Source organism: Anabaena sp. 4-3, from assembly GCF_001597745.1.
GTDB lineage: Bacteria > Cyanobacteriota > Cyanobacteriia > Cyanobacteriales > Nostocaceae > Trichormus.
This window is the reverse complement of sequence record NZ_LUHJ01000039.1, coordinates 58,008-85,005: the sequence shown is the minus strand read 5'-3', so window position 1 is coordinate 85,005 and position 26,998 is coordinate 58,008. Positions and strand designations below refer to the sequence as shown.

The window sequence follows — 26,998 nt, the reverse complement described above, 5'->3', positions numbered from 1 at the left end:
TGTCCTCATGAATGAGATTCACTCTGTAAGCTGTTCATTTCTTGTTGTACATCTAAAGCAATCTGCAAGGCTTCATTGAGTAACCTACCATGTTCTGTAGCTTCTTCTGTAACTTGCATCGCGGTTAAAGCTGCTAAATTATTCACAAATAATTCTGTATTTTTGAGGATAAAATTTTGATTCTCTCGTAAGATTCTTTCGGTTTTCAAAGCTCTAATTAAATCATCTCTTGTCAACTTTAAGGCAGCAATCACTTTTTCTCGTTCTTTAATACTTACCCCAGCATTACCAGCCTCTTCGATTTGGTCATTAATATCTATTGCTTTAATCACAGCATTATATCTGACAACATCATTTAAAAGAATTTTCAGAGAATGCGTCAGATTATTTTTAGTAAATTTTAGCCGACTGCGCCACCAATAATACAAAAAACCTTGAGTAAATCCGCCACCTAAAAAACATAATATTATTAATAATAACCAAGAGGGTATTGTCATCCAAGCGGCGAATATTTTTATGAAAATATCAAAAATCAGATACCCCAAAACAAATATAGAAAAGCTCAGAAAAATTACTGTAGCACCTTCCGAACCTTTGAGTTTTTTGAGAATATCCTTAATTAAATTTTTTAAAGGATTAATGATGATAATTAGTTGAGCATTAACAGGTAAATTAGTCAATTGTTGTAGTTCCTTTTGACTAATCTCCAAGCCATGTAAATCAATCCGCACAGCTTTCCCCATGTTGAGCCGGAATAATGGTTTAGTCTAATCAATTCCTGCGCCAAATTTGTGAAACATCCACAGACGGTAATCGAGATACACGTACAGAGTTTGCCTATTTGGGCGGAAATCCTGACAGCCTCATCAGGTACTTACCCGGTGGCTACTACTGTGAAAAATTCAGCGAGTAGCCGTGAACGTGGTTGAAAAAACCCACTCGTCTAGGGTGTCAGATTTGAGCGAAGGTATTGATAATATAACAGTCAAATTTCGCAATGGCTAATAATCGATAAACTTTATCTAATTGAGTTTTTCATTAATTAACCACTTCATGTTAATTATGCTACTTTCTGCACCGGAAAAATTGCTGTTTGTAGTGTACCCCTCCGGGGAAGCAAGCTACAAGTAGCGTCTCGCAGAAAGGACTTTAGTCCTCTCTTAAAAACCCTACCAGAATCTATTTATCATCAGGAATATTAAATTGTAACATCTTACTTTTACCAGGATTCATCAACCGATATGGGTCAACCATTTCCTTAAATTTTAACTGTTCAGGGTCAATAACTTTTCTGCCGCCATCTTCAATAATATAAGTATGGGGATTAGCAATAAACACACCTTTTGCTTCGTGATAGCGAATAATTTCATTCAGACGTTGTGCTGTGGTGTAGCGTACCAATTGCAAAGCACCAACAACTACAACACCATTCATCCGCATAAATTCCAAGTGCATCATCACCTCATCGCCGAAGTAATGATACAAATGTTCGACTAATGGCAAACCTTTGTCTGGGGGAATGACACTTTGTAAGTAAGTAATAGAAGTATCTACACTGCGGGCGTGTAAAGTGGTGTGATTCCAAGTAAATTCGGCTAAACTGACACCTTTACCAGCTTCGTGGGCTAGTTTTTGGTAGGTAATTTGTCCGCCAAATTGCTGCACCAACCCTGGTAATAATTCTAAGCTAGATTCAGCCAAGAGCAAAAAAGCCGAGTGACTACCTTCAGGGATATGTGAATGTAGGGCGTGGAAGTATTGGGGAATGGGGGATGCAAACACGCTAATTAATTTTTTAATCATCCCATCAGCATTACCGAGACTCTGCCCAAACTTAGCGGCATTCATAAAGTCATCAAAAGTGACAATTACCTCCGCCCAAGGATAAGCAGCTGCCAAGGGAATTTCAACTTGTGTAATAATCCCATTAATACCCCAAGCATGATTGACCTTTTGGACATCATCACCGCGTAACTCAATCACACGGGGTTCATCTTCGAGGGTGACAACTCGCAATGCTAATATATTACCGCGATCGCCTAACAATCCATACTGAATTGAGCCAATACCACCACTGCCCCCAGCCACAAACCCCGCAATAGTAGCTGTGCGGTAGGTAGAAGGAGCCATACGCATCTCCCAACCGATTTCCCGCGCCTGTTTATCTAAAGCAGCCAATTTTACCCCAGCTTCTACCCGCGCCACCCCTGGTTTTACCCAGAGAATATCTTGCATTTTCGTCATATCTAAAATGACACCCCCATGTAGAGGTACACATTGCCCATAATTGCCCGTTCCCGCACCCCTGACAGTCACAGGTATACGGTATCTCGCACACATAGCAGCAACCTTTAATACCTCCTCCTCATTAGCGGGGCGCACCACCAAATCCCCGACTTTCCCCGCCAACTGAGGCACTAGAACAGGGCTAAACGTATGATAATCCTGAGATAACTTAGCAACTTGGCTAGCATCAGTAATAACTTCTATATCTGCCAAAGAATGAATTAAGGCATCCAAATTTTTAATTGTCATCATCTTATATCCTTGTTTTTTAACGCAGAGGTAGACAAAGACTCCGCGTGCCTCCGCGTTTCCTCTGCGTGCCTCTGCGTTTTAAAATCTTAATTTTCATAGTTGACAGCACTATCGTGCCATTTCCTTAATATAAACTCAGATAAGCTACTCAAGCCGATAAATATCAGTACACCTAAACCCGTAGTCAGTGATAAAGCCGCAAACATCCGGGGTATTTGCAGGTTATAGCTAGAGATAAGTATCTGGTAAGCTATCCCAGACTTTGCGCCCCCAGTACCGGCGACAAATTCAGCGACAACAGCCCCAATTAAAGCTAAACCACCGCTAATTTTCAACCCTCCTAAGAAGTATGGCATGGCACTGGGTAGGCGCAGATAGATGAGTGTTTGCCAAGGAGAGGCTTTGTAAAGTTGAAACAAGTTGAGTAAATTACGGTCTACGCTTTTTAAACCTAGGGTAGTGTTAGAGACAATCGGGAAAAAGGCGACTATCCAAGCACAGACGACGAGGGCGGCAAAGGTATTATTTTTCAACCAGAGAATAATTAGGGGTGCGATCGCTACTATCGGAGTTGTTTGTAAAATGACTGCATAGGGAAATAAACTACGTTCAATCCATTTACTTTGAGTGAATAAAATAGCAGTGAATAACCCAGAAATTACCGCCGCTATCAAAGCAGTAATTGTAATTTGCAGTGTAATTAATAGTGAAGGAAAAAGTTGATTCCAGTCAGCTATCAGGGTTTGAAATACTAATAAAGGACTAGGTAAAATATAAGGTGGTAATTGTGTCACCCGCACAAAAACATCCCAGAGAAATATTGCTAAAATACCAACTAATAGCGGCGCGAAAACCTCCGCCAAGATGAATTTTTGATATTTCTTTTTTGAGTTAGCAGAACGAACAAACAACATTTTCATTGTTATTAGTGGTTCAAAATCTCATAGCGGCTGCTAAATGCTGGGAAACCTGCCGACAATATTCGTTATACAATAAAGATGTGCGAAAATCTTCACCACGAGGATAAGCTGCATCAATCTTGATATCTGCTACCAAACGTCCGGGATTTGTCCCCATGACTAGCACTCGATTTGATAAATATACCGCTTCATAAATATTATGGGTGACAAACACCACTGTCCAACGATGTTGTAACCACAAATTGAGTAAATCACTATTGAGTTTACTACGGGTAATTTCGTCTAACGCTCCAAATGGTTCATCCATTAATAAGATATTTGGCTGAGTTACCAAAGCCCTGGCAATGGAGACGCGCATTTTCATGCCACCGGATAACTCACGGGGGTAGCTATGTTCAAACTTTTCTAAACCTACAAGTTTTAACGCTTGCTGTACTAAAGTCTGGGAATTTTGCGGCGACATTCCCCCTAATTTTAAAGGTAGACGGACATTCTCTTGCACAGTAGCCCAAGGCATCAGGGCAGCATCTTGAAAAACATACGCGAGTTGGCGTTGTGCTGGTGTGATGCCCCAGTCAATAGTACCGGAACTGACGCGCCCCAGTCCAGCTATTAACCGCAAGACTGTACTTTTACCGCAACCGGAAGCACCCACCAAGCTGACAAATTGCGATTTGGCAATGTTTAAATTTAAGTCTTGCAGGGCGACAGTACCGTTGCTGTAAACTTTGCTTACCTGAGTCAGTGTAATAGCTTGATGGTTACTCATGACTGGTAATAGTCTACGCCTTTATTGACAAATTGTAAGGTAAAAGCGGCTTGATAGTTGAGATTAGGTTGATAAAGCCCGACATTAACCATGCTATCAAAGAGCGATCGCCATCTCTGCTCAGTCATGGCACCAATACCTTGAGTTTCGGCTTCTCCAGATATAATCATCCCATATTCTTTGAGTTTTGCCAGACCATAAGCTAATTGCTCGTCTGACATTTCGGGATTATCTTTTTTAATTAATTGATTTCCTGGTTGGGGATTTTCAAAATAACTGTACCAACCTTTAATAGACGCATCAACAAATCTCTGAACTAAATCAGGGTTTTTTGCTATTAATTCTTTCTTGGTTTCAATAGTAGTAGCATAAGTTGAATAACCATAATCTGCTAATAAAAATACTGTTGGTTTAAAACCGCCTTGCTTTTCTATGGCAAAGGGTTCAGAAGTAATATAACCTTGTTGGGCAGAGGTTTTATCGGTTAAAAACGGAGCCGGATTAAAGTTATAGGGACGCTTCTGTTCGTCTGTAAAACCATATTTAACCTTCAATAAAGGCCAATAAGTTACATTAGCAGCCGCAGACACATAAATAGGTTTGCCTTGAAGATCAGCAAGAGTTTTAGCTGTGTTGGGATGGGCGATGAGACACTGGGGATCTTTTTGAAAAATTGCTGCTACTGTAATTTTAGGTATTCCCTGTGCTACAGCGTTGATTGCATCAATGCCGTAACCCATGAAAAAATCTACCGCACCGCCTATCAACAGCTGTGTACCATTCGGTACTTGTGGCCCCCCCATTTTGATGGTAACATCTAAACCGTGATTTTTATAAATACCTGTAGCAATGGCTTGATAAAATCCCCCGTGTTCGGCTTGGGCTAACCAGTTTGTCCCAAGGGTGACTTGATCTAACCCAGAGTTAGATGTAGATGCTTGGTTATTCTCGGTACAAGCAGCAAACAGACTACTACTTAAACCAATAGCACTATACTGAAGAAACCGACGGCGGCTAAGGCCTGGAATAGCTGTTGATAGAAATGGTGACAGATTCATACAATAATAGAATGCCCTCTAGTGAGGTAATAATCAGAACTCTATGCTGTGCTAGCTGAGTCTGAATGTACATTCTAAAATTAATTTTTGATTTACTAAAGAGTATGGCTGAATTTCTAAAGCTCGTTTGAAGGCTTTGATGGCTTGGCTGTACTTGCCGAGAGCGGCGTAACATAAACCCATGCCATGCAACGCTCCAAAATGTACTGAGTTAATCTGAATCACCATCTGACAGTCGGCTAGAGATTTTTTATACTCGCCTAGGCTGTAATAGAGAAAAGCTCGACGATTCCAAGCCTCAGCAAAATCAGGTTGTTCTTTAATTAATTCGCTCAGAATTTCTTCGGCTTCATTGGTATTACCTGCATCCAGTAATTTTTGGCTCTTGTCAATTTTTTCCAGCCCGTAAACTCCCTTTTGCTGAAACCAAATCCGCCAGAGTTTCTTTGTTGCTTGCTCCCGGACTAAAGCATCAGGATTTTTCAAATCTTCAAGTAAGGAGTTGATTAATAAAGAATCCATGAATTTTCAATTGGCAAATTTAAGTAATTGTCTCCTTGTATTAAGGTATCAAGTTTTTCTCAAAAATGGTTAATTGATTTTTAAAATCATCGTAAAAATTTTGTATCCAAAATCCTCAATTTGACACTTGATTTGTGAGTTTTTGTATTAAGTAATACTATAAAAACGTACTTAAGTATATAAACTTGTCCATAATGGATGATGAAAATACCAATCTTGCAAAACTAAAAACTATCTGTAGCTAGATGATAAATGCTCGGTAACTATTAGTTCATTAAAACATCACAAAAACCAGTAATTATGCCAAAGCAAAACAGTGTTTCCCGGCATATTGTTCTGACATCTCATCCTAGCCGCTTCGGGCCTAAGCCTATCCCTATTCAGTGGGGAGCAGCCGAGCCGATGCAGCGAGGCCCGATTATTGCGACGTTGACGAAGGCAGCACATCGTAATGTGATTGGCACTCATTCGGGGAGTTATGCGGTGTATCGTGCTTTAGCGGTGGCGAGTGGAGCTTTACAATCAGATTATCGTCCTGATTTTACCAATACATCACCAGTTGAGCAGATAGGCCCGCATCCCAGTTGGGCTGACCCTGATAAAATAGTTTCTTTAGATCCATTCGGTGCGATCGCACCCGAAGTATTTACATCTTATTATCAACAAGGCTACGATATCCGCCCAACGATAGCCATCACAAAAGCTCACATTAATATGCCAGAACTGCAAGCAGCAGTCAATCAAGGACGCTTGCAAGTAGATGGCAAAATTATGAAGCCAGGAGGTGATTTAGTCGTTACCAAAGCCGCCATTGAGCCTGTGTGGTATTTACCAGGAGTTGCCAAACGCTTTGGTATTAGTGAAGGAGACTTACGCCGAGCCTTATTTGAGCAAACTGGGGGAATGTTCCCAGAATTGGTGACACGCTCAGATTTAGAAGTATTTCTACCACCAATAGGGGGTTTAACTGTTTATATTGTCGGGGATATCGCCGCCATTACCGACCCAAACAAACCTGTAGCGGTGCGCGTTCACGATGAATGTAACGGTTCTGATGTGTTCGGCTCAGATATTTGTACCTGTCGCCCGTATTTAGTGCATGGGATTGAAGTCTGTGTACAAACAGCCCAAGCTGGTGGTGTAGGTGTAATTGTCTATTGTCGCAAAGAAGGACGCGCCTTGGGAGAAGTCACCAAATTCTTAGTATACAATGCCCGCAAGCGACAGGAAGGAGGCGATCGCGCCGATGCCTACTTTGCCCGTACCGAATGCGTTGCCGGTGTCCAAGATATGCGCTTCCAAGAACTCATGCCCGATGTGCTGCATTGGTTGGGTATTACCCGCATCGACCGCATGGTGTCCATGAGTAACATGAAATACAACGCTATTACTGAGGCAGGTATTGAAATTGTGGAACGTGTACCGATACCAGATGATTTAGTTCCCCAAGATGCACGGGTAGAAATCGAGGCGAAAAAAGCCGCGGGTTACTACACCACAGGCGATGTTTTAGAAGCCGATGGTTTAGCCGAGGTAAAGGGGCGTTCTTTAGATTAGGTACTGGGGATTGGGGACAAATCAATTCAAAATACCCTGCGGGAAGGCTGCGCCTACAAAATTCAAAATTCAAAATTCAAGAGTTTCTGGGGAAAAATCTCCTCTGCTCCCCTGCTCCCCCTGCTCCCCCTGCTCCCCTGCTCCCTTACCCCCTCACCTATCAGGAGTTGACGAGTGGAAACAGAAACAACATTAATTGCATATCTTCGTTCCCCAGTGGCTATTCGGGAGCGTTGCCAGCAAATATTTACTATGGTGAATGCGGGTAAGTCTCGTTATTTCGCTTGTGATTTAACGCAGTTGGAACGGGTAGCAGACTATGTGATTGCAGTCATACGCAATGAGTACCCTGATTTGCAAATTCCTTTTCATAGCCGTTGGCGACATTTTGAGGCGCAGGGTGTACCACGTTTAGCTAAGTTAGACGCACAGTTGGCTGGATTAACTCCTAGGGAAAAAGCGATTGCTAAATTTGACTTGGCAATTATTAGCGTGTTATTGGATGCTGGTGCTGGTGAGACTTGGCGTTATCAAGAACAGGAAACGGGGCTGAGTTTGGGACGTTCGGAAGGGTTGGCGATTGCTAGTTTGCAAATGTTTTGTCGGGGGGATTTTGCCAGTAATGGTTTACCTCAAGTCGATGCTATGAGATTACAAACATTGACAGCAGCAGAACTAGCTTCAGGTTTTCAAGTCAATACTGAAAATCCATTGGTGGGAATTGCCGGGCGATCGCAATTATTATCTAAATTAGGTCAAGTCTTAGTCTCATTACCACATTTCTTTGGTGAAAGCAACCCCCGACCGGGGAATTTAGTAAATTATTTAGTGAGCAAATCCCAAAATGGACAGTTAGCAGCAACCACTGTGTTAAATGCTGTTTTAGAGGGATTTAGTAATATTTGGCCGGGAAGATTAACAATGGCTGGGGTAAATCTTGGTGATGTGTGGTTTCATTCTGCTATTAGTGATGATGGTTTAGTACCATTTCATAAACTTTCCCAATGGTTAACATATTCTTTATTAGAACCATTGCAAGAATTAGGTTTAACTATCACTAATTTAGACGCTTTGACGGGATTACCAGAATATCGGAATGGGGGTTTATGTCTAGATTTAGGATTAATTATTCTCAAAAATCCAGAGATTTTACAGACGACGTATGCAGTAGACTCAGAAATTATTATCGAATGGCGAGCTTTAACTGTAATTTTATTAGATAAAATAGCCGACACAATCAGAGAAAAATTAGGCATGAGTCCCCAAGAATTACCCCTAGCCAAAATCTTGCAAGGCGGAACATGGACAGCAGGCAGAAAAATTGCGGCTGAACTAAGAACAGGAGGTAAACCGCCAATTCAAATTAATAGCGATGGCACGGTATTTTAGGGGAGCAGGGGAGCAGGGGAGCAGGGGAGCAGGGGAGCAGGGGAGCGGAGGGGAAAAGCTAATGACTAATGACTAATGACTAATGACTAATGACTAATAACTAATGACTAATGACTAATGACTAATAACTAATAACTAATAACTAATGACTAATCAAGTAACAGTTATTGAACATCCGTTAATTCAGCATAAACTAACGCTGATGCGTAAGGCTGAAACTAGCACAAAGAAATTTCGTAACCTGCTGAAAGAAATTAGTTTACTTTTAGCTTATGAAGTGACGCGGGATATACCCCTGAAATATGAAGAAATTCAAACGCCCTTAGCCACAATGAATGCACCTGTATTAGCACCTGATAAAAAATTGGTGTTAGTTTCAGTCATGCGGGCAGGACAGGGAATTTTAGATGGGATGTTAGAGTTATTACCATCGGCAAGGGTAGGACACATTGGTTTATATCGTGACCCAAAGACTTTGATTCCGGTGGAATATTATTTTAAAGTTCCCCACGACGTTGAGCAGCGAGAGATGATTGTGGTAGATCCGATGTTGGCAACTGGTAATACTGCGATCGCATCTGTAGAACGACTCAAATCAACCAATCCCTTATCAATTAAATTTGTCTGCTTACTCGCAGCACCAGAAGGAGTCAAGCATTTTTGTGAGGCGCATCCTGATGTTCCTCTCTACACTACAGCCATTGACGAATATTTAGACGAGTACGGCTACATCATCCCCGGTATGGGAGATGCTGGCGATCGCTTATTCGGCACGAAATAGGGCAGGGGAGCAGAGGAGCAGAGGAGCAGAGGAGCAGGGGAAGCAGGGGAAGCAGGGGAGCGGAGGAGCAGAGGAGATTTTTCCCCAGAAACTTTTGAATTTTGAATTTTGAATTTTGTAGGCGCAGCCTTCCCGCAGGGTATTTTGAATTGATTTGTCCCCAATCCCCAGTCCCCAATCCCCAATCCCTAAATGTGATACGCTATCTGCGTCAGGCGTGAAAAGGTACTAACACATGACTAAACTGCGGGTGGGATTGTTATTTGGTGGTCGTTCTGGGGAACATGAAGTTTCTATAAAATCAGCACGGGCGATCGCTACAGCCCTCAGTGCCGAGGAAAATGTCAATAAATATGAAGTATTGCCTTTTTACATTCAAAAAGATGGGCGTTGGTTAGCGGGAGAAGTATCCCAACAGGTGCTGAAATCTGGTGTACCTTTATCCAACCCGCAAAACTCCACATCCTCAGAATCCAATGATTTATCTCACGCCCAACAACAGGCTTTAGAGCGTTGGCAATCACCCCCGCAAGTGGCGGAAGTAGATGTATGGTTTCCCATTCTACACGGCCCTAATGGTGAAGACGGCACAATTCAAGGGTTACTTACCTTGATGCAAGTGCCGTTTGTGGGTTCTGGTGTTTTAGGTTCGGCGATGGGGATGGATAAGATAGCCATGAAAATGGCCTTTGAGCAAGCCGGGATAGCGCAAGTCAAATACAAAGCCATAACCAGAGCGCAAGTATGGTCAAATCCCTGTGTATTTCCGAAATTGTGTGATGAAATCGAGGCAGCATTGGGCTATCCCTGTTTTGTCAAACCTGCTAACCTGGGTTCTTCGGTGGGGATTAGTAAAGCGCGATCGCGGCAAGAATTAGAACAGGCGTTAGATAATGCTGCTAGTTATGACCGTCGCATCATTGTAGAAGCCGGTGTTATTGCCAGAGAAGTCGAATGTGCCGTTTTAGGTAATGACCAGCCTCAAGCGTCTGTCGTTGGAGAGATTTCTTTCAACAGCGACTTTTACGATTATGAAACAAAATATACTCCGGGCAAGGCAGATTTACTGATTCCAGCCGTGATACCAGACGAAATCACCCGTAAAATTCAGGACATGGCGTTGCAAGCCTTTGCAGCCGTGGATGCAGCCGGGTTAGCCAGAGTAGATTTTTTCTACGTAGAAGCTACAGGAGAAGTGTTGATTAATGAAATCAACACCCTACCAGGGTTCACCGCTACCAGTATGTATCCCCAACTCTGGAATCATAGCGGTATCCCCTTTCCCGAATTGGTGGATAGGTTGATTCAACTAGCATTAGAAAGACACAACACCAGTGAATAGCGACTGGGAGCAGGGGGAGCGGAGGGAGCAGGGGAAGAAAAACTAATGACTAATGACTAATGACTAATGACTAATAACTAATGACTAATGACTAATGACTATTTCCGTGAATCCCAAAAAGATTAATTTTAGGCAAAAAATCAAATTTTGTAGCTTATGTACCACAAAAAAGCTACTAGCTTCTCAAAATTGCCTACGGATACCTGTTAGCTGACCCGTTTAGTACAATCTAGGGACTAGAGGGGAAATAATCTGTAAGGGATCATGGAAAACAGTCAAAGCATACAGCATGAGCTAACCCAGGTACAAAGACCCAAAGCAGAGCCGAAAGAAAGTAGCTCAAATATTTTCATTACTCTGCTGACGCGTCATCCTTGGCTGTTATTAACCGGGTTATTTACAGCATTTTTGGGAACTTCTGCCCTTGCCCTGTATAACCTGACTCATGTGGGTGATGTGGAAAAATTAGACTCGGAACCAATTCCGGCTGTAGTGCAAGCACCAATTACAACCAACCCTGAAGGTAGCAATCCTACCAATCCTCTACCTTTATGGATGATAATGGCGATCGCCCTCTCTTGTAGCAGTGGTTGTTGGGTAATTTTGCGTTTAGTTAACCCGCCCAGCAAGCGGCAAAAACTGCAAAGAAAATACGCCCCTGCTGCTAGGGCTTCACAGCAATCCATCCGTCATCAAAGATTAGTGTCACAGACTCGCAAGCATCAACCAACTGTGGCACGAGTACAACCTTTGCAGCCCATTGCATCAAGGAAAGCTATCAACGAGCCTTTGGTGACAGTTTTGCCAGCAGAAAATAACTATATCATAGATAACAACAAAGAGTCTTTGGCAGACTTGATGGATATCCGTAGATATAATTCTTTGTCTACCTTTTTACAGTGATTTCAGGAGTAATTCAACCAGCAAAACCGGGAAATTTTCCAAATATTTCCCGGTTTTGCGTATTTTTGTACTATTTTGGTGTATAAGTGGAGAATAAAATTCACAAAAAAAACACAAAAGTCAAGCAAAAATACTGTTTTAGTGTAAATCTCTGAATTTTGACCCTCGCTCTGATACTATTTTCTGTAATTTCCTGCTACCAAGGAAAGTTGGTTGAATAAACATCCAGCACCGTGAAATTGAGGAGAGTGAAATGGCACTGAGCGACGGACTCTTAGACGCTAACAAAAGGGCAATGGTTGTAGATGACTGCTGCAATATGATAGACAATCAACTTGCTGCTAAGTCAGGTATTGGTGGGATGGCACTAAAAGCAGCCTTCGCAGCCTTAAAAGGAGTCAAGCCTGGGTATATTCCCTATGTTGTTGAGCAGTTGTTACCACAATGCTTTACGGCAATTGATCCGATTTGGAGTGAGGGCGTAAAAGAAGGTGATCCGGTCGAACATCTGATTTCCAAACGTTCTCTGACAGCAGATGCACTGCTGAGTGTCACAGATAAGCGGGTTCAGACTACTAAGCGTGCTATTGTACGTAGCACTTATGAAAAACTGCGCGGTTCAGCTAAACAACACGTAGAAGAAGCAGTACCAGACTTAGCCAAAGTAATTTCTAACTATACAAAAGCATAATTAACAAATAACAGGACAGTTGAGCATCACAGCCATCTGATAGTGATCAACATAGAAACTACTATCAAGTTTGCGCTGTGTTGACTCTCCAACTGTTATTCTTGATCATCGTTGCCAAAGGCAACACAAGGACTGTCAATTGGTTGTGACGGCTGGAATGAACTGCAAAAAACCACAGTATCACAGTTCACCCCGATTTCTTCAGGATGAATACACTCTATTCCGCCTTGCACCTGGAGATGAAAAGCACAGTCATAGCACATAGTCTGAGATAGCATTCTGGTAAACACTCCTTAGCTGATATCCCTAGGCGTTTTCGTCAAGTAGAGTAGCTTTGTTGTAATTCTTTATCTTAAATTTAAAAAATTTACAAGGAAAACACTACCTGTTTTTCATAGATTTGCTGTATCCTAGATTTCCTTGGGTATTTTTTCAACACTGACTTCATAAAAGTTTCTTACGGATCTATCTGATGATTCTTGAAGAATTTTATTATCTCTTCAAAAATCACTGTTGGGATTCTCTTTTTTCTGTCAATCTTTCACACTGAGAAAATCAAATGGATATAAGACTCATCAAAAAATCGGAAAAAATCCTGATGGAGAAGATGAAGATGATGGAGGAAGCCGAAGAGGAAAATCTTCTAGCTGCTTCTGTTGATGTTCCTGAGTCGGTTGTTGAAGAACAATCAAATTTATCTCTTGCCGCCAGCACACCAAATTATCTTCCCCAACAAGATTATCCTCTAGTTCAATCAGTTTGTAATTCTGGGTGGCAAGTTTCTGATATTTGGCGGGATATCAGATTAGATAACTTTTGTGATTATTAGTAATCTAAATTCACATATCCAAAAATGGGTTAATAAAATCATCAATGTGAGCCAACAAAAATCATTTTTGAAATCATGGTCTTGATGGCTGATTGCGTCTTGATCACAGATAATTATTTTTACTCATTTTTAACCATATCAAGAATTGCCTGGCTGTGAGTGTGAGAGTCTTTGCTTGTATCACTCACAGTAGGCGATCGCTTGTTTTTTTGGCTGTTTTATGATTGAGTAGGCGATACTCAATCCGTTTCTAAACTGAAATTGCTTCTCGCACTGCTACGGGTTCACCAGTCAAGCTAAAAGCGCGAACTTCGGTGATTTTCACCTTCACTAATTGCCCTTTTAGTTGATTGATATCACCTGTAAAAAATGTCAGACGATTTCCGCCTGTGCGTCCCATGACTTGGGTTGGATCTTTGGGGTTTTGGTCTTCTACCAAGACTTCCTCAATGCGTCCTTGGTAACGTTGCGATCGCTCGGCTGCTTTGATTGCCACTAAATGGTTTAATCTTTGTAGGCGATCGCTTTTCACTTCTTCACTTAACTGATTATCCCACAACGCCGCAGGTGTACCCGGACGGGGCGAATAAGCAGCAGTATTCAACTGATCAAAACCGATATCATCTACCAATTTCAACGTATTTTCAAACTGTGCTTCTGTCTCGCCAGGGAAACCGACGATAGCATCCGCACTAATCGACGCATCAGGCATATATTCCCGAATTTTGTCAATAATTCGCCGGTATTTTTCGTGAGTGTAACCCCGCGCCATTGCTTTTAAAATTTCGTTATCTCCAGACTGAAACGGAATATGGAAGTGTTCGCAGACTTTTGGCAATTCTGCACAAGCTTTAATTAGCCTCTCCGTAAAATAACGAGGATGACTTGTAGCAAATCTTATGCGCTCAACTCCCGGTACATCATGCACATAATAGAGTAAATCTGTGAAGGTGTGCAGGTTTCGCCCTTCTGGAGTTACTCCGGGTAAATCGCGTCCGTAAGCGTCAATATTTTGACCAAGTAGCGTAATTTCTTTGTAACCTTGCCGTCCTAGCTGTTCCATTTCCGCGCGGATAGCTTCTGGTGTGCGGGACTGTTCCACCCCGCGCACGCTGGGGACTACGCAATAAGTACAGCGTTCATTACAGCCATAAATCACATTTACCCAAGCTGTGACAGTGCTATCTCGCCGGGCTTGGGTGATATCTTCCATAATGTGGACTGGCTCAGTTGCCACAACTTGATTACCAGAAAACACCGAATCTAGTAAATCTTTGAGACGGTTGGCGTGTTGTGGCCCCATAACCAAGTCTAACTCTGGGACTCGCCGTAGTAGGGCTTCGCCTTCTTGTTGGGCGACGCAACCAGCCACAACTAAAGTTAAATCTGGCTGTTCGTGTTTGCGCTTGGCTTGTCTGCCGAGGTAAGAATAGACTTTCTGCTCGGCATTATCCCGAATCGTACAGGTATTGTAGAGAATGACATCTGCATGGTTGGGATCTTCGGAAAACTCAAAGCCCATGTCTTCTAAGATGCCAGCCATGCGCTCTGAGTCGGCTTTATTCATTTGGCAACCAAAAGTAGTAATGTGATAGCGGCGTTTAGAAGTGGTCATGGGGAATTGCTGAGTTAGCGTGATGTTAAAGATGCTTTGTGTTCTTCTCTATTGTATTAGTGTATGCGAAATTCAACCGCATTGAGGAAGTGTTGTTTGACAACAAGCCGTCAGGAGATGCACAGCCAACAAGGTCAAACTCAGGAGTTGAGCAAATTGCCAGCAATGCCCACCCTACAAGAAACTTAAAAGCGAGGGGTTTCAACCTACCCTTTATAATTACGATATGAGGCAAGCCAGATAGAGCCGATTAACAATCACTATGGCACAATTAACTATTCAGATTTCTGATGAACTAGCTCAACGTTTAGAACCATTACAAAATAATTTACCTGAATTGCTTTGGCAACTGCTAGATATTGCTAATTCACCAATCAATAACCAGCCAATAGTCAAAGCTGAAAATCCAGATATTCCCCCAGTTTATCAAGAAGTTATTGATTTTTTAATTCAGCAACCAACCCCTGCACAAATTATTAATTTTAAGGTTTCTCCTCAAGCTCAAACACGTTTAGAAGAATTACTAGAAAAAAACCGTTATGCTACAATTGACCAGTCAGAATTAGCAGAATTAGATATTTATGAGCAATTAGATTTTATGATGGGTTTACTAAAATCAAGAGCTTATTCAGAATTAAGTAAATGAGTTCTAATTCAAGTAGGGGAGAACTACGTAAGCTGGTAATAGAGAGAGCTTCTGGACGTTGTGAATATTGTTTAATCAATCAAAAATTCTCAATCTACTCTCACGAAGTAGACCATATTATTGCTGTTAAACATGGAGGTGAAACTACGGCTGATAATTTGGCTCTTTCATGTTTATCTTGCAATCGTCATAAAGGCTCTGATTTCGCTACTATAGACCCAATTAATCAAGAAATTATTCCTTTATTTAATCCCCGTTCTCAGGTTTGGGATGAACATTTTTATATTGAAGGTGCAAGAATTTTAGGGAAAACTCAAGTTGCTCAAGGAACTGCAAGGTTACTTCAGTTTAATGTTCCTAGTCGTGTGCTGCAACGACAAGTTTTGATGAGTCAAGGACAATATCCATAGAGTTTAGGGACTTCTGATAAAAAAATATCCAAAATGTAGGGTGCGTCAGTACAAGAAACCTTAGCTATACCAAGAAAATATTGATACTGACGCACCCTAATAACTTACCTACTCACTATTTCAAGGGTTTCCAAGTGCCGTGGAAACTATGGGGGATGACGCTGGGTAATTGTAGTTTACAGACTGGTTCTTGGTCTAGGCGATCGCCTGCAAATATCCAAACTTCGCTACAATGGCGATTACCATCATAGACCACGGTTAACACCCAATCTTCTACAGGTATGGGTTCGGAAGGATAGCGATTTTCGCCCAAATTGGCTTCGATGAGAGTTTCCGTCTTGTGATCGAAACGAGCGATCGCGTTTAATATTTCTTGGCTGATATCTGTACCTTGGCGAAAACCCGACATATAGGTGTAACGCCACATTTGCCCAACCTTGGGCTGAGGTACATTCGGAAATTCACAATGTCTATCTAATAATTGTGCAATGGCTGTAACTTTACCAGTTTGGGGATTCAGCGTCACTCGTGACAGTGTACTCTCAGCCGGGGTATGAGTTTCACCTGTGGCTACTTCTTTGAGATATTGGTTAGTTTGAAAGTCTTGATAACGGGCGATATCGACAATTACCGCCCCAGTATCATCAACATAACCGTTACCGAAATGCCACTGATACCAAGGTTCTGTTTCTCCACGACTCACTAAAGATAAGGTTTCCCGCTCAATCACAATAATTTGAGTACCTAATTCTGGTTGCCATTTTAAACAATCACTATAGTCATCTATCCCTAACAATACAGGTAGCATATTTAACCGTACTGGTGGGATGAAAAATACTAAATACTTTCCGGCTAAGACAAAATCATGTACCAGTGGCACACCATTGAGTGGGTATGCAGCTTTTTGAATAATCTTACCTGTAGAGTTGCTTTTGTAAACATTCAGTGTGGCATTTATCCCCGGAGTGATACCAAAATTAAAAATTTCTCCAGTTTGCGGGTCTTGCTTATAATGTGCAGAATAGTTTAAGCCATTAGTTAAACCCTCTAAACTGTCTTCTCCCCAAGTTTCTAAAGTTTGCAAATCTAAAGCATGGGGTTTACCACCTTCCCATAATGCCAAGAGTTTATCAGGTAACACTAAGACTGAAGTATTAGCAGCATTCTTGACTGGTTTGAGCCATTGATTCCAAATCGCACCGGGGGCAGTCATGCCATAATTACCGTAGAGAAATTTCCCGGTGGCGGTTTCTTGTTGGTAGCCAGTAGTCTGCACATAACGATAAACTGCACTAGCACCTGCATCAGTAAAATGGACAGCCAAAATTGCTCCATCCCCATCAAACCAATGTCCGACACGCATACCACCCCGTTCTAGTCTGGCTGGGCCATTGCGGTAGAGTGTACCACGTAAACCTTCAGGAATTTTACCGAAGATAACAGGCAGTTGGGTAAGAGGAAATTCTTTTGCAGGTTCAGCTACTGCACCTGACCAGGCTTTTTTGGTTGACTTTTGCGCGAGTGTGTGCATATAAATATTTTGGTATCAATCCTCAGTTTCAAGTCCATAGTACAGCTAATAAGTTTGGTGACTGGGGACTGGGGGAGATGAGGGAGATGAGGGAGATGAGGGAGCAGGGGAGCAGGGGAGGCAGGGGGAGAAAAACTAATGACTAATGACTAATGACTAACGACTAATGACTAATGACTAATGACTAATGACTAATGACTAATAACTATGCTTAAGCTAATTAATCACAAGATAATTGTTATTGCAATTGTGGCTGTAATGCTTACCTTAATCTTTACACCACAGTTATCAGCTAGCACTTCCCGCCCTGGTAATGTGATATTTATTCATCCTGATGGTACAAGTGCGGCGCATTGGGGTGCGGCGAGAATGCTTTATCAAGGGCCGGATGGAAGACTGAATTGGGATAAGATGTCTAACCTGGGTGTCTATTTGGGACATATCAAAAATCAATTGACGGCGACTTCTAACGGTGGTGCGGTAATTCACGCTACGGGGGTGAAGGTAAATGCTGACTCTTTTGGGTTGGATGAAACTGGTAAACCTGTGGTGGCGTTGTCTGGAAAACCACAGACAATTATGGAGGAAGCGATCGCCGCAGGTAAGGCAACTGCTATCATCAATTCTGGGATGATACACGAACCAGGAACGGCGGCGTTTGTCGCTAAGTCACCCAGTCGTCGCAACTTTGCAGACATCACTAAACAGGTAGTTGAGTCTGGTGCAGATGTGATTTTAGGTGGTGGTGAAATGTGGTATCTTCCCAAAGGCACAGCCGGCAGACACAGCACCGCCCAACAAAGTCAACGCACCGATGGCGTTAATTTGGTAAAGTTGGCAAAACAGAAGGGTTACACTGTGGTTTACACCCGTGATGAACTGCTGAAATTACCCACCAACACCAAAAAAGTTTTAGGAATTTTTGCCGCCGATGACACCTACAACGACACCACAGAGGAAAATTTAAAACAGCAGGGTTTACCGTTGTATGTGCAGAGTGCGCCGACAGTCGCCGAACAGTTACAAGTGACTTTAAGACTGTTGTCTGCAAGGCGCAATGGTTTTTTAATTGTGTTGGAAGAAGAGGGTAGTGATAATTTCTGTAACTTTAATAATGCTGTTGGTTGTTTAGAAGCAATCAAACGTGCTGATGATGCGGTGGGGGTGGCGATGAATTTTATTCAGCAAAACCCTAACACCTTGTTAGTCACCGCCGCCGATAGTGATGCAGGTGGTTTAGAAGTGGTGGGAGTCACAGAGAAAGATTTTCCTTTTGACAAACCTTTACCAGAAAGAGGCAAGAATGGCGCACCGTGGGATGGTAAAGATGGAACTGGTAGCTTACCGTTTATTGCGGCACCAGATAAACAAGGAAAACGCTTTCCGTTTGCGATCGCCTGGTCTGGTTTCGGCGATAATACAGGAGCAATCATCGCTAAGGCGCATGGGATGAATGCTCAACTCTTGCCTACGACAGTCGATAATACTGACATTTATCGTCTGATGTACCGCACCCTCTTTGGTAAACAGCTAACAAACCACTAGAAAAATTAGCTTGGTTGTAGTTGTTGGCGTGGCAAGGCTAAAATAATGCAAAAATATAGTTCTTGTGGTGCAGGCTAGAAGCCTGCACCGGATGGGCTAGAGAGCTTATCCCACAAGAGAGTTTTAATGCAACATTTAAGGCTTGCCAAGCTACTACACTGTTCCCCGTTCCTCGTTCCCCACGAAATTCAGCCTTGAGGATGCCAATTAGCGATATGGTTGGCATGGGTGGGCAAATATGCACCGGGTTTGTAGAACTTGTCATAAAACTCCAAGTCTAGATGATGCGCTTGGAGATAAGTAATTACGAAAATTGAAGGAACTGTTCCAGGGAATTTACCAAAGGTGTCATAAACATATTGAGCTTGTAAAGCTACACATTCCCGAAATTCTTCGCTATGGACTTGAGCAGCCGATCGCACTTTGGCGGAATTTTGCCAAGGGCCTGGTGTATCATGATGGAACGGCCCACCAAGATTAAATTTGCGATCGCATAATGCTTCTACTGCTGCACGCATATCAGGATAATGGGGCGGACAAAATCCTTCTAATACTCCTGTCAATCCTGTAGGATTGGGATAAGGCCAACGCTCATCAGTATCATATCTAAATCCTAACCCCGGCACTGTTGCATCACCACTAGCCCCCAGCAAGGCAAAAGGATCAACCCCGTTAAACATCCATCCACCTAGTCCCATCGCTTGCAACATCAGTGTTCCCGCGTAACAGCTTGTAGCTAATTCTGCTGTGAGTTCAGCCATAGACCACTGTTCGAGAAACGTTAAGGGTAGGGGATTATCGACATCGGCTAGCTGACGGTACTTATCTAGTCCGGGTATAGATTTACCATTGATATCATCACGAAAAACTACACCATTTTGCAGGTAATAGCACATTCCCGCAAGGGTATGTTGTGCTAAATCACCCACAGGAATGACTAGGAGGGTACCAGGATGATTCACTACCCAAGTGTTGTGGGGTTCTACATAAGGTACTTGTGGCGGTAAGCCTAAACGCCCATCTTGGATTTTTTTGATTTGACTCTTGAGGGTATCAAGCACTGTTTCTAAATCAAGGGAACCATCTTCATCTCGTTCAGCACAAGCCGGCGCATCACGATTTTCTAAGACATACACCCCTTCGTCATCAGTAAAGAAAGTCTGACTACAATGAAAACCAGCCGCCGAGGGAAATGTGCGCCCGCTAGCCGCACCTGCATAATTAGAAAGGTAAGGCGCATATCTCTGGGCGCGATAAATCATATTGTGCCAGCTAGTATTACCGCCGCAAGCCGTCACCACAAGTAACTTCTCTAATTCCGACAGAGGTAAAACTTCATGATGGGATTTGTAAGCAAATACCCCATCTGGAATTTCTGCACCCATAAAAAAGCGTCGAGAACGGCGACCTAATAAAGCGGCTATTAAACTAAAATTTGGTAAATCTTGAAAGCCTGAAGGTATATTGATTTTCTCCATAATATTTTTTTATGGCTTGATTAAACTGAAAATATAGCTGTTCAATTCTTTATTTTCCAGTTAAACAAGACCACAGCCATACTAAAGTTATAAAAAATTCTTAACTATCAACTTTATGTTACATAAAAGCTGAAAATTGAAAATTAATTTATATAAATACTTCTTTTGGATATTGACAAAAAACAACAGATATTATGTGAGACTCTAAAAAGATAGAGAATGATTAAATTACCAGACATAATTATCCTAATTCTGTCTCTATTCTTGTAGCATGAGTCTTGATTTTATTGATCTAATTGCTAACAATAAATGATAGCGGCTGGATAGGTCGTTTCAGCTTCCAGACTGGTGAGTGCCGACACTGCCAGCAGGAAGCAAGCAGAAGGTGTTAACAATTGTTAGCACTGTTGGATCTGATATAACAATCTCATAGTCAATGTTGATCATTTGACCCTTCTCCCCTCAGTCCGCGCAAGCGGACTTTTTTGTGAGACAATGCTATTGTTGAACAGCGCGATCGCCTGCAATTTTATGGATAACGATTTACTAGCGTTTTTCGCTGGTGTTAGTATTTTAATTATCTATCTCATCTTTTCGGCGTTAACCGAAATGGGTACTAAACTACCTGGGAAGAAATAAGTTTTTCACACTCAACAGCTAGCCAATGTCAGAACCAAAAAACAACATCATTAAAATTGAACCAGCAACTCTAGTTTTAATTATCTCCGGGTTGATTCTCTTACCCTTGCTATTTGCCGGCTTTTTCTTGCAATAACATCTGATTGTGTGATATCTTGCGCTGTTCCCAATCAGCGTCAGGTGGGCATTGCTGACAACATTAATTTTTGGGTGTTAGCAATTTTCTAGCAATGCCCACCCTACATAAATTTTCTACTACAATAACATCATACTGGTATGCGAATCATTGCCCGTAGCACTTTACGGGAATTTTGGGAAATACATCCCAATGCCGAACATTCACTTAAAGCTTGGTATGATGAAGCTTCTCGTGCAGAATGGAATAGTCCCACAGATATCAAAACTATCTATCGCAACGCCAGTATTATTGCTAATAATCGTGTTGTTTTGAATATCAAAGGCAATGATTACCACTTAGTTGTTCACGTTCGTTATGACATTAAGATTATTTTTATCCGCTTTGTAGGAACGCACTCGGAATACGATAACGTAGACGCGACAACAATTTGAGGTAAGATAATATGCTGGAAACCCGTCCCATCCGCACTGAAGCTGATTATCGTGCTGCGCTTGATGAAATTGCCAGATTATTTGATGCAGCACCTAATACTCCAGAGTGCGATCGCTTAGAAGTTTTAACGACGCTGGTGGAAGCATACGAACAACAACATTATCCCATCACAGCACCAGATCCAATAGAAGCAATTTTATATTATCTTGAATCTCGTGGGCTATCTTGTCAGGATTTAGAATCTGTGATTGGGAGTCGTGAACAAGTTAGTGCCGTTTTGAATCGTCAGCAAGCACTAACACTAGAGATGATTCGACGTATATATCAAAAATTCGGAATTCCGGCTGAGGTTTTGATTCAACCCTATTCTCTCATGAAAAACTCAGCTTGAACTTGTATCACCTTGTAGAGACGTTGCATATAACGTCTCTACACAGTGTTAATTAGCGAAAAACTGTTATAAAACCTGCTGTAATGCGGTGATGAGTCTGTCAACGTTTTCTGGGCGACTGTTGTAACCCATTAACCCGACACGCCAGACTTTCCCGGCTAATTCACCTAAACCACCACCGACTTCAATACCATGTTCTATGAGTAGTTGACGTGCAACGGCTTTTCCATCTACACCCGCCGGAATGCAAACTGTAGTTAAAGTAGGTAAGCGGTACTCTTTTTCTACGTGCAGACTTAAGCCTATCTCTTCTAAGCGTTGCCACAAATATTCTACGTTCTTTTGGTGGCGTTGCCAGCAGTTAGCTAATCCTTCTTCGGCAATTAAACGCAATGCTTCCCGCAATCCATAATATAAGTTTATCGGGGCTGTGTGATGATAAACTCGTTCACTCCCCCAATATTTACCTAACAAATTCATATCTAAATACCAGTTTGCTACCTTGGTGCGGCGGTTTTGCAATTTCTCCATCGCGCGGGAACTCATGGTAAAAGGAGAAGCACCAGGGGAACATCCTAAACCTTTTTGGCTGCAACTGTAAGCTAAGTCTACTCCCCAAGCATCTAAAAATATGGGGACACCTCCTAAACTGGTAACTGTATCTACGAGTAGCAAAGTCCCGAATTCACGACAGAGTTCACCGACTCCTTCTAATGGTTGACGCGCACCTGTGGATGTTTCTGCATGAACTAAGGCGAGAATTGCTGGACGATGGGTTTCTAAAGCGGTGCGGAGTTCTGCTAATGTAAATACTTGTCCCCAAGGTTTGGTAATGGTGCGGACATCTGCGCCGTATCTTCCCGCCATATCCACAAGACGATTACCAAAATAACCCATGACACCAATTAATACCACGTCACCGGGTTCTACTGCATTGGCAATTGTCGCTTCCATTGCTGCTGAACCTGTACCACTGACTGCTATGGTGTGGGGGTTGTCGGTTTGCCAAACGTAGCGCAGTAAGGATTGAATTTCATCCATCAGTGCTAAGAAAGCCGGATCAAGATGTCCGACTGGGGCGGTGTTCATGGCTTGCAATACGTCCGGGTGTGCATTGCAAGGCCCTGGCCCTAATAGTAACCGGGTGGGAATGTCTAGGGGTTGGAGTTGTAAGCGTTGATTATCATTTATGGAAATTGTCTGAGTCATAATTTTCGCGTATATTATCCTTATACCAATTTTCTCTGAAGTTGCACCACATAAATGATGTAGAGACGTTATATGCAACGTCTCTACAGTAAGAAATAGTCTTACCCCTGTTTTTCAATAACTCCAAATTCTCTCAAACCTAACCCCCCCAGCCCCCCTTCCCTACATTCGCGCAGCGTGCCGCAAGGCAGGGAATGGGGGTTGTAGAGACGTTGCATGCAACGTCTCTACATTTGTAGGGGAGAGGTACCCTACGGGAAGCAAGCTATGGAGAGGGGTTTTCACAGTTCCCCCCGGAAGGCTTTTTGTAGTAGGGAGTTGAAAAAAGTTTCTGCAATGTTTAAGTCTCTTTCGTACACATTTCTAAATGAAGTTACCTTCTCATAAAGCTTTCTGTAATTTATTTGAATAGAAATTGGGGGAACTAAGATTTGAACCCGTTGTAATCCTGCCTGATTGATTCCAGAAATTGTTGATTTAGTTACATGAGGGAAAACAAAAGCTGAACGAACTTGTGGCTGCAACATATACGAGAACAAAAAGATAGGGTCTAGAATATCTCTATTCACTCTCACTCTAATTAAACTTGACTCAAAAATTAAAGGTTTTTGATCCACTGGAATCAAGCAAGGCTTTGCTGCGCCTTCATAGTTTAATGATCGCCTGGCAACAATCACATCATTAGAATTAAGTCCATATTTTTCTATGTCTGCTGATGTTGCAGCAACCCGTTTCAGATTACCTCGCTTAACTACACCGTAGAAAGCATCCGACATGTGAATCATCTCTATTCCAGTGCCATCTTCTACATAGCATTCTTTTTGAAAGTAAACTCCATTTTGAAGTGGTTCAGCTAGTAAGTTGCCTAAATTATCTGTTCTCCACCCTTTGGGATTTGTCACAGGATCGCCGAACATCTCCAAGAAGGCCGATCGCAATAATTCCTCTGTGAGTGCGATCGCTTGTTTGCGTTTCCGGCGAACATCATCAGCCTTATCGAGAATTGCAGCAATGCGACGCTGTTCTTCGAGGGGAGGAAAGGAAATTTCAAGTTCTTGAAAACGTCCTTTAGGTAAGAGAGGTAACGTTGTAGATGCTCCCAAATGCCGAATTAGTAATTCTAGTGTTCGACAATAATGGAAAGCATATCTAGGACAAATGATGCTTTTATTGAAAACCAAAGCATTTATTTGCTGATTAGTTGCTAGCTCTGTACCAGCAAAGCCAACTTTTCCAATGGTTGCACCAATGCAGCATACTAGGACAGATTCAGCAGGAAGTAGTCTAGCTTGCTTGACCCCAGCAGGAGATAACCACTTAGAGCTTTGAGTAACGGGTTCTGCTCCACCTAGCTCTGCTGGCCCAACAAAAGGCACAGAACCACCGTAATACTCAGGATATTGTGTAGAGGGAGTTGTACCTGTAATGACCTCAGCTACATTCCTAAATGGGCTAGTAGTCCAATCAGAAGGAAACTGATGTTTCATCTCAACCACCCCTCTAACACAAAGAAACCCACTAGAAACACATCCTCAAAAACTCGCAACATCTAAAAAATCCCCTCCGCGCCTCTGCGCCTCTGCGTGAGAAAAAAACAGATATCAATTAATCAGATTTAAACCAAATCAGTGAGTGAGAATTTACGCTGTTCGTCTAACTCCTGAAGCTTCAACTTTTCCGCATAAAAAGCTTTATAATAGGACTCCCATTTTTCCGGTTCAGCCTCGTGATCAGTTTCTTGCCACAGTTCAAAAAAGTGACGATAACGTTTTTCTGTTAACACCCTTTGCATACAAGCCAGGGCAGCTTGCACAACTTGAGGAGTCCGAATCAATTCTTTTTTATTTATCTCATTCAAATGCAACAGATGAGAAATTAAGCTGACATCTTCACCTAATTCTAAATATCTATCTTGTAACTTCGATATTAAATCAACTTCCACCTCTATCAACTCTAAAATCTGACTCCACAAAAAACGATGATGAGAAAGACTAAACTCTAAACACCGTTCTTCTAACTCAGCAATAATCACTTGACGCTGTTCCCGACAATGTAAATAAATCCGCAGTAACAAAGCCTCAGCTTGTTCCAGAAGACTTTTTTCTGTGGTGGGAATTTGGGAAACTTTTCTAGTATTATCGCTTCTCTTGATAGGTACAGGCTGAGAATATGTAGCCGCAGTTGGAGCGATTTGAGTTAAGAGATTTTCGACTCTTAAAGGTGTGAGTCGCGCATCGCCTAAACTGAGGATTTCCGCACAATAAGAAACATAATAATTGCGCGTATCGCTATTAACTATATTTTTGAGTAACTTAACTATTTCTTGTGTAACTTGTTGAAAATCTGTAGCTTGTTTTAAATTCCGGTCTTTGAGAATTTGCTGAATCTGCCAATCTATCCACAAAGGCGCATTTGCTAATAATTGGTCATAATCTTCTCGACTATGAGAACGCAAAAACTCATCCGCATCTTTGCCATCGGGAATATTGAGAATTTTTAGTTTAACTTCACCTTTATAAGCTAAATCAGCGATTTCCCCAATTGCCCTTGATGCGGCGTTATTTCCGGCTTTATCAGCATCAAAATTGAGTACCAATTGTTTAGAGTCAGTGTAACGTAACATCAGCCTGACTTGTTCCAAACTCAACGCCGTACCAAGGGAAGCAACAGCATTATTAATACCCGCCGCATGGAGAGCGATCGCATCAAAATATCCTTCTACAACCACCACTTGATCGAGTTGAGAAATCCCGGCTTTAGCTTCATCTAATGCAAATAAAGTTTTACCCTTATTAAATAATTCCGTATCTGGTGAATTCAAATATTTCGGTTGTTCATCAGTTAAAGTTCTACCACCAAAGCCAATAACTCGCCCTTGTACATCACGAATAGGAATCATCAAGCGATCGCGGAATACATCATAATATCCGTTTCCTTCCTTGCGCGGTTTAATCAATCCCGCCTTTTCCACCAACTGCACCGGGTAATGCTTATCCTCTACCAAATAGCGGTGGAGAGTTTCCCAACCTGGGGGCGCATAACCCAAACCAAACTGCTGGATAGTAGCTTCATTGAGGAGGCGATCGCTTCGTAAATATTGCATCGCCCCTTGCCCTTGGGATTGGCGCAAAGCGTGTTGATAAAACTGAGCCGCCGAAGCCAGAACCTCATATAATTGTTCACGTAGAGACAACTGACGCTGTAACTCTTGACGTTGTTCTGGTGCAAGAGTTTGCACAGGGATTTGATAACGCCGTGCTAAATCTAACACCACCTCAGCGAAAGATTGCTTACCCAAATCCATCAAAAATTTAATAGCATTCCCCCCAGCTAAACAGCCGAAGCAATAATACATTTGCTTATTGGGGCTAACCGTGAAACTAGGACTTTTTTCATCATGGAAAGGACACAACCCCACAAAATCCTTACCACGCCTACGCAAAACTACGTAGTTTGATACCACATCAACAATATCAACACGCTGTTTAACTTCTTCAATTGTGTCTGGGTGCAAGCGAGGAATTTGCATATTAGTCATTAGTCATTAGTTATTAGTCATTAGTCATTAGTCATTAGTTTTTCTCCCCTGCCTCCCCTGCCTCCCCTGCCTCCCCTGCCCTCATCCTTCCTTAAGACATTGGGAGAAATAGCAAAAAATCAATGT

General features: G+C 42.2%; 27 protein-coding genes. 14 read left to right on the top strand and 13 right to left on the bottom strand.

The window, feature by feature from the left end:
• Window positions 1-5: 5 nt before the first annotated feature.
• On the bottom strand, window positions 6-743 hold the full coding sequence (locus A3775_RS11030; protein ID WP_197480134.1) for a hypothetical protein: 738 nt from the start codon (window positions 741-743) through the stop codon (window positions 6-8).
• 48 nt (window positions 744-791) lie between these two features.
• Between A3775_RS11030 and A3775_RS24150 the strand changes: the two genes are divergently transcribed.
• The gene (locus A3775_RS24150) at window positions 792-929 is read left to right on the top strand and encodes a hypothetical protein (protein WP_156481600.1); all 138 of its coding nucleotides are present in this window, start codon (window positions 792-794) and stop codon (window positions 927-929) included.
• A gap of 250 nt (window positions 930-1,179) precedes the next feature.
• Here the strand turns inward: A3775_RS24150 and A3775_RS11025 are convergent, their stop codons facing one another.
• The 5 genes from A3775_RS11025 to A3775_RS11005 form a co-directional block, all read right to left on the bottom strand.
• Window positions 1,180-2,535: an FAD-binding oxidoreductase gene (locus A3775_RS11025; protein WP_082803720.1), complete on the bottom strand. Its 1,356-nt coding sequence runs from the start codon at window positions 2,533-2,535 to the stop codon at window positions 1,180-1,182.
• Window positions 2,536-2,624: 89 nt separating this feature from the next.
• Window positions 2,625-3,458 carry an ABC transporter permease gene (locus tag A3775_RS11020; RefSeq protein ID WP_082803718.1) on the bottom strand — a complete coding sequence of 278 codons (834 nt, stop codon included), beginning with the start codon at window positions 3,456-3,458 and terminating at the stop codon, window positions 2,625-2,627.
• A gap of 13 nt (window positions 3,459-3,471) precedes the next feature.
• The gene (locus A3775_RS11015) at window positions 3,472-4,227 is read right to left on the bottom strand and encodes an ABC transporter ATP-binding protein (RefSeq protein ID WP_066381137.1); all 756 of its coding nucleotides are present in this window, start codon (window positions 4,225-4,227) and stop codon (window positions 3,472-3,474) included.
• A complete protein-coding gene (locus A3775_RS11010) occupies window positions 4,224-5,285 on the bottom strand; it encodes an ABC transporter substrate-binding protein (RefSeq protein WP_066424944.1) in 1,062 nt (353 codons plus the stop codon). The genes A3775_RS11015 and A3775_RS11010 overlap by 4 nt, the downstream gene beginning before the upstream one ends.
• Window positions 5,286-5,336: 51 nt before the next feature.
• A complete protein-coding gene (locus A3775_RS11005; RefSeq protein WP_066381134.1) occupies window positions 5,337-5,807 on the bottom strand; it encodes a tetratricopeptide repeat protein in 471 nt (156 codons plus the stop codon).
• A gap of 300 nt (window positions 5,808-6,107) precedes the next feature.
• Here A3775_RS11005 and A3775_RS11000 point away from each other — a divergent pair, with 300 nt between their 5' ends.
• The 6 genes from A3775_RS11000 (at window position 6,108) to A3775_RS10975 (ending at window position 12,470) form a co-directional block, all read left to right on the top strand.
• Window positions 6,108-7,364 (top strand): GTP cyclohydrolase II, encoded by a 1,257-nt coding sequence (locus A3775_RS11000; protein ID WP_066424942.1) that lies wholly within the window; start codon window positions 6,108-6,110, stop codon window positions 7,362-7,364.
• A gap of 174 nt (window positions 7,365-7,538) precedes the next feature.
• Window positions 7,539-8,753 (top strand): URC4/urg3 family protein, encoded by a 1,215-nt coding sequence (locus A3775_RS10995; RefSeq protein WP_066424940.1) that lies wholly within the window; start codon window positions 7,539-7,541, stop codon window positions 8,751-8,753.
• A gap of 145 nt (window positions 8,754-8,898) precedes the next feature.
• A complete protein-coding gene (gene upp, locus A3775_RS10990; RefSeq protein ID WP_066424939.1) occupies window positions 8,899-9,534 on the top strand; it encodes a uracil phosphoribosyltransferase in 636 nt (211 codons plus the stop codon).
• Between the two features lie 235 nt (window positions 9,535-9,769).
• Window positions 9,770-10,876: a D-alanine--D-alanine ligase family protein gene (locus A3775_RS10985; protein ID WP_066424936.1), complete on the top strand. Its 1,107-nt coding sequence runs from the start codon at window positions 9,770-9,772 to the stop codon at window positions 10,874-10,876.
• A gap of 264 nt (window positions 10,877-11,140) precedes the next feature.
• Window positions 11,141-11,779, top strand: a complete 639-nt coding sequence (locus A3775_RS10980) for a hypothetical protein (RefSeq protein ID WP_066381125.1) — start codon at window positions 11,141-11,143, stop codon at window positions 11,777-11,779.
• Window positions 11,780-12,032: 253 nt separating this feature from the next.
• The gene (locus tag A3775_RS10975) at window positions 12,033-12,470 is read left to right on the top strand and encodes a DUF6918 family protein (RefSeq protein ID WP_066381123.1); all 438 of its coding nucleotides are present in this window, start codon (window positions 12,033-12,035) and stop codon (window positions 12,468-12,470) included.
• A gap of 95 nt (window positions 12,471-12,565) precedes the next feature.
• On the opposite strand, the gene A3775_RS23530 is transcribed toward A3775_RS10975, so the two are convergent.
• Window positions 12,566-12,748, bottom strand: coding sequence for a hypothetical protein (locus A3775_RS23530; protein ID WP_231866988.1), 183 nt, complete (start codon window positions 12,746-12,748; stop codon window positions 12,566-12,568).
• Window positions 12,749-13,029: 281 nt separating this feature from the next.
• Here A3775_RS23530 and A3775_RS10970 point away from each other — a divergent pair, with 281 nt between their 5' ends.
• On the top strand, window positions 13,030-13,299 hold the full coding sequence (locus tag A3775_RS10970) for a hypothetical protein (protein WP_066381121.1): 270 nt from the start codon (window positions 13,030-13,032) through the stop codon (window positions 13,297-13,299).
• Window positions 13,300-13,549: 250 nt separating this feature from the next.
• On the opposite strand, the gene miaB is transcribed toward A3775_RS10970, so the two are convergent.
• On the bottom strand, window positions 13,550-14,914 hold the full coding sequence (gene miaB, locus A3775_RS10965) for a tRNA (N6-isopentenyl adenosine(37)-C2)-methylthiotransferase MiaB (protein WP_066381119.1): 1,365 nt from the start codon (window positions 14,912-14,914) through the stop codon (window positions 13,550-13,552).
• A gap of 262 nt (window positions 14,915-15,176) precedes the next feature.
• Between miaB and A3775_RS10960 the strand changes: the two genes are divergently transcribed.
• Entirely contained in the window at window positions 15,177-15,560 is a 384-nt protein-coding gene (locus tag A3775_RS10960; protein ID WP_066381117.1) for a hypothetical protein, read from the top strand.
• Window positions 15,557-15,970: an HNH endonuclease gene (locus A3775_RS10955; RefSeq protein WP_066381115.1), complete on the top strand. Its 414-nt coding sequence runs from the start codon at window positions 15,557-15,559 to the stop codon at window positions 15,968-15,970. Before A3775_RS10960 ends, A3775_RS10955 begins: the two co-directional genes overlap by 4 nt.
• Before the next feature lie 115 nt (window positions 15,971-16,085).
• On the opposite strand, the gene A3775_RS10950 is transcribed toward A3775_RS10955, so the two are convergent.
• Window positions 16,086-17,501 (bottom strand): carotenoid oxygenase family protein, encoded by a 1,416-nt coding sequence (locus A3775_RS10950; RefSeq protein WP_066424934.1) that lies wholly within the window; start codon window positions 17,499-17,501, stop codon window positions 16,086-16,088.
• 258 nt (window positions 17,502-17,759) lie between these two features.
• On the opposite strand from A3775_RS10950, the gene A3775_RS10945 reads away from it, so the two are divergent.
• Window positions 17,760-19,046 (top strand): alkaline phosphatase, encoded by a 1,287-nt coding sequence (locus A3775_RS10945; protein ID WP_369815993.1) that lies wholly within the window; start codon window positions 17,760-17,762, stop codon window positions 19,044-19,046.
• Between the two features lie 188 nt (window positions 19,047-19,234).
• Here A3775_RS10945 and A3775_RS10940 read toward each other — a convergent pair whose 3' ends face one another.
• Window positions 19,235-20,524 (bottom strand): hypothetical protein, encoded by a 1,290-nt coding sequence (locus A3775_RS10940; protein WP_066424932.1) that lies wholly within the window; start codon window positions 20,522-20,524, stop codon window positions 19,235-19,237.
• Window positions 20,525-21,019: 495 nt separating this feature from the next.
• On the opposite strand from A3775_RS10940, the gene A3775_RS24145 reads away from it, so the two are divergent.
• The 3 genes from A3775_RS24145 to A3775_RS10930 all read left to right on the top strand — a co-directional run bounded on the left by A3775_RS24145 (window position 21,020) and on the right by A3775_RS10930 (window position 22,125).
• A complete protein-coding gene (locus A3775_RS24145; protein WP_156481599.1) occupies window positions 21,020-21,163 on the top strand; it encodes a hypothetical protein in 144 nt (47 codons plus the stop codon).
• A gap of 276 nt (window positions 21,164-21,439) precedes the next feature.
• On the top strand, window positions 21,440-21,733 hold the full coding sequence (locus A3775_RS10935; RefSeq protein WP_066424930.1) for a type II toxin-antitoxin system HigB family toxin: 294 nt from the start codon (window positions 21,440-21,442) through the stop codon (window positions 21,731-21,733).
• Between the two features lie 11 nt (window positions 21,734-21,744).
• Window positions 21,745-22,125 carry a type II toxin-antitoxin system HigA family antitoxin gene (locus A3775_RS10930; RefSeq protein ID WP_066381103.1) on the top strand — a complete coding sequence of 127 codons (381 nt, stop codon included), beginning with the start codon at window positions 21,745-21,747 and terminating at the stop codon, window positions 22,123-22,125.
• Window positions 22,126-22,191: 66 nt separating this feature from the next.
• Here A3775_RS10930 and A3775_RS10925 read toward each other — a convergent pair whose 3' ends face one another.
• The 3 genes from A3775_RS10925 to dnaG all read right to left on the bottom strand — a co-directional run bounded on the left by A3775_RS10925 (window position 22,192) and on the right by dnaG (window position 26,863).
• Window positions 22,192-23,334: an alanine--glyoxylate aminotransferase family protein gene (locus A3775_RS10925; RefSeq protein ID WP_066381099.1), complete on the bottom strand. Its 1,143-nt coding sequence runs from the start codon at window positions 23,332-23,334 to the stop codon at window positions 22,192-22,194.
• Window positions 23,335-23,615: 281 nt separating this feature from the next.
• Window positions 23,616-24,821 carry a restriction endonuclease subunit S gene (locus A3775_RS10920; protein ID WP_066424929.1) on the bottom strand — a complete coding sequence of 402 codons (1,206 nt, stop codon included), beginning with the start codon at window positions 24,819-24,821 and terminating at the stop codon, window positions 23,616-23,618.
• Window positions 24,822-24,949: 128 nt separating this feature from the next.
• Complete coding sequence (gene dnaG, locus A3775_RS10915) at window positions 24,950-26,863, bottom strand: DNA primase (RefSeq protein WP_066424928.1); 1,914 nt, start codon at window positions 26,861-26,863, stop codon at window positions 24,950-24,952.
• Between the last annotated feature and the right edge of the window lie 135 nt (window positions 26,864-26,998).

Coding starts and splice junctions, on each gene's coding strand:
- A3775_RS11030 (WP_197480134.1), bottom strand. CDS start 743: ATGGGGAAAGCTGTGCGGATTGATTTACATGGCTTGGAGATTAGTCAA.
- A3775_RS11025 (WP_082803720.1), bottom strand. CDS start 2,535: ATGACAATTAAAAATTTGGATGCCTTAATTCATTCTTTGGCAGATATA.
- A3775_RS11020 (WP_082803718.1), bottom strand. CDS start 3,458: ATGAAAATGTTGTTTGTTCGTTCTGCTAACTCAAAAAAGAAATATCAA.
- A3775_RS11015 (WP_066381137.1), bottom strand. CDS start 4,227: ATGAGTAACCATCAAGCTATTACACTGACTCAGGTAAGCAAAGTTTAC.
- A3775_RS11010 (WP_066424944.1), bottom strand. CDS start 5,285: ATGAATCTGTCACCATTTCTATCAACAGCTATTCCAGGCCTTAGCCGC.
- A3775_RS11005 (WP_066381134.1), bottom strand. CDS start 5,807: ATGGATTCTTTATTAATCAACTCCTTACTTGAAGATTTGAAAAATCCT.
- A3775_RS11000 (WP_066424942.1), top strand. CDS start 6,108: ATGCCAAAGCAAAACAGTGTTTCCCGGCATATTGTTCTGACATCTCAT.
- upp (WP_066424939.1), top strand. CDS start 8,899: ATGACTAATCAAGTAACAGTTATTGAACATCCGTTAATTCAGCATAAA.
- A3775_RS10985 (WP_066424936.1), top strand. CDS start 9,770: ATGACTAAACTGCGGGTGGGATTGTTATTTGGTGGTCGTTCTGGGGAA.
- A3775_RS10980 (WP_066381125.1), top strand. CDS start 11,141: ATGGAAAACAGTCAAAGCATACAGCATGAGCTAACCCAGGTACAAAGA.
- A3775_RS10975 (WP_066381123.1), top strand. CDS start 12,033: ATGGCACTGAGCGACGGACTCTTAGACGCTAACAAAAGGGCAATGGTT.
- A3775_RS23530 (WP_231866988.1), bottom strand. CDS start 12,748: ATGCTATCTCAGACTATGTGCTATGACTGTGCTTTTCATCTCCAGGTG.
- A3775_RS10970 (WP_066381121.1), top strand. CDS start 13,030: ATGGATATAAGACTCATCAAAAAATCGGAAAAAATCCTGATGGAGAAG.
- miaB (WP_066381119.1), bottom strand. CDS start 14,914: ATGACCACTTCTAAACGCCGCTATCACATTACTACTTTTGGTTGCCAA.
- A3775_RS10960 (WP_066381117.1), top strand. CDS start 15,177: ATGGCACAATTAACTATTCAGATTTCTGATGAACTAGCTCAACGTTTA.
- A3775_RS10955 (WP_066381115.1), top strand. CDS start 15,557: ATGAGTTCTAATTCAAGTAGGGGAGAACTACGTAAGCTGGTAATAGAG.
- A3775_RS10950 (WP_066424934.1), bottom strand. CDS start 17,501: ATGCACACACTCGCGCAAAAGTCAACCAAAAAAGCCTGGTCAGGTGCA.
- A3775_RS10945 (WP_369815993.1), top strand. CDS start 17,760: ATGCTTACCTTAATCTTTACACCACAGTTATCAGCTAGCACTTCCCGC.
- A3775_RS10940 (WP_066424932.1), bottom strand. CDS start 20,524: ATGGAGAAAATCAATATACCTTCAGGCTTTCAAGATTTACCAAATTTT.
- A3775_RS24145 (WP_156481599.1), top strand. CDS start 21,020: ATGCTATTGTTGAACAGCGCGATCGCCTGCAATTTTATGGATAACGAT.
- A3775_RS10935 (WP_066424930.1), top strand. CDS start 21,440: ATGCGAATCATTGCCCGTAGCACTTTACGGGAATTTTGGGAAATACAT.
- A3775_RS10930 (WP_066381103.1), top strand. CDS start 21,745: ATGCTGGAAACCCGTCCCATCCGCACTGAAGCTGATTATCGTGCTGCG.
- A3775_RS10925 (WP_066381099.1), bottom strand. CDS start 23,334: ATGACTCAGACAATTTCCATAAATGATAATCAACGCTTACAACTCCAA.
- A3775_RS10920 (WP_066424929.1), bottom strand. CDS start 24,821: ATGAAACATCAGTTTCCTTCTGATTGGACTACTAGCCCATTTAGGAAT.
- dnaG (WP_066424928.1), bottom strand. CDS start 26,863: ATGCAAATTCCTCGCTTGCACCCAGACACAATTGAAGAAGTTAAACAG.